We start from the raw sequence: 1,794 nt of genomic DNA on the forward strand, positions 1-1,794 counted from the left end.
GCTGACGCAAAGCCATATCAGGGCGCGCATCCCGCACCCGGCGCAGTGCGCGGTGCTGGAACTGGACACGCTGGATGTGAGCGGGGAAGGGGCAGACAATCCCGCCATCCCCGTGCACGGGGACAATCTTGTGTATGTCATCTATACCTCCGGCTCTACCGGCAAGCCCAAGGGTGTGGGTATGCGGCATCGCTCGCTTCGTAACCGTCTGGTATGGATGCAACAAGCTCATGGGCTGGTCGCTGGCGATGTGATTTTGCAAAAGACCCCATTCAGTTTTGATGTTTCTGTTTGGGAATTCTTCTGGCCGTTGATGAATGGTGCGCGCCTGGCCGTAGCCGCGCCGGGAGATCACCGCGATCCTGCACGCCTGATCGAACTGATCCGGCGATATGCAGTCACCACGATCCACTTCGTTCCTTCCATGTTGCAGAACTTTATATCTGGCGATGACACGCAGACCTGCACAACTTTGCGGCGCGTCCTTTGTAGTGGAGAGGCATTGCCTATGGAATTGCAACGCAAGATATTGAGACAGTTTCACTGGGCAAAACTTTTCAACCTCTACGGGCCGACAGAAGCAGCAATCGATGTTACTCAGTGGGCATGCAAAAATGATGCCCTTGATAGTGTGGCGATTGGACAACCCATTTCCGATACCAAAACCTGCATTCTTGACACGGATCTCAATCTGGTCCCGCAAGGGGTGGCTGGAGAACTGTATCTGGGAGGCGTAGGGCTGGCGCGTGGCTATCTCAATCGTAGGGGGCTGACTGCGGAGCGCTTTGTTGCCGATCCCTTTGATGAAAAGGGAGGGCGGCTATACCGCACGGGGGATTTGGCAAGGTGGCGAAGAGACGGGCAGATCGAATATCTGGGGCGCCTGGACAATCAAATCAAGGTGCGAGGCTTTCGAATTGAGTTGGGAGAGATCGAAGCCCAGTTGATTTTGCAGCCCGGGGTGAGGGAAGCTGTCGTGGTGGCCCGGAGAGGAACAGGCGGAACAAGGCTGATGGCGTATGTATCCGCTCATGCAGGCAAGCGCCTGGATATCTCAGTCTTGCGAGAAGCGCTAAGCAAGACGCTGCCGCACTATATGATTCCCTCGGCGATCATGATGCTGGACAGTTTACCACTGAGTCCAAATGGCAAGGTGGACCGCAGGATGTTGCCAAAGCCGGAAGTTGCCAACATAGGCCGCTATGAGGCACCACAGGGTGAGATGGAAGAAGTCGTGGCGACCATCTGGGCCGATGTGCTAGGTATTGGGCAGGTGGGGCGAAATGATAACTTCTTCGCACTGGGCGGGCATTCGCTTGCAATCCTGCAAGTGCAACAGAAGCTGGAACAGATTTTATCTATTGCGTTGCCTTTACGCTTGTATTTCGAAAATCCCCAATTGATAGATATCGTGCGGGTCCTACAGGAAAAACGTTCTTTAGTGCCTGAAAAATCTGCCGAGCTGCGCGGGATAGCGCATTTACTCGATTTACTGGAGAGCTGAATGGAGTTGAACAAGCAGGGCATTGCGGAACGGTATTCAGCGCTTTCTCCCGAGAAGCAGAAAGAGTTCCTTAGTGCACTAAAAAAACGGGGATTCGATTTTTCCCTGCTTCCGATCGTTCGGCAGAAAGCGCAAAACCGCAACATCCTTTCCTACGCGCAGCAGCGGCACTGGTTTTTGTGGCAGCTGGAGCCGTTGAGCACGGCGTATCACCTGAGTGGTGCGTTGAGTTTAACGGGAAGACTGGATATTGAAGCGTTGCGTTCGAGTTTTGATGCATTGGTGATGCG

The 1,794-nt window shown here is 54.0% G+C and carries 2 protein-coding genes; both read left to right on the forward strand.

Annotated features, from left to right (window positions below; all coding sequences use genetic code 11):
* On the forward strand, positions 1-1,504 hold a 1,504-nt coding region (locus BLO43_RS16160; RefSeq protein WP_139149317.1), incomplete at its 5' end, for an amino acid adenylation domain-containing protein.
* Positions 1,505-1,794 (forward strand): condensation domain-containing protein (locus tag BLO43_RS16165; RefSeq protein WP_139149318.1); only part of this gene is annotated, 290 nt, incomplete at its 3' end.

Source organism: Nitrosospira sp. Nsp13, assembly GCF_900101945.1.
Taxonomy (GTDB): Bacteria; Pseudomonadota; Gammaproteobacteria; order Burkholderiales; family Nitrosomonadaceae; genus Nitrosospira; species Nitrosospira multiformis_D.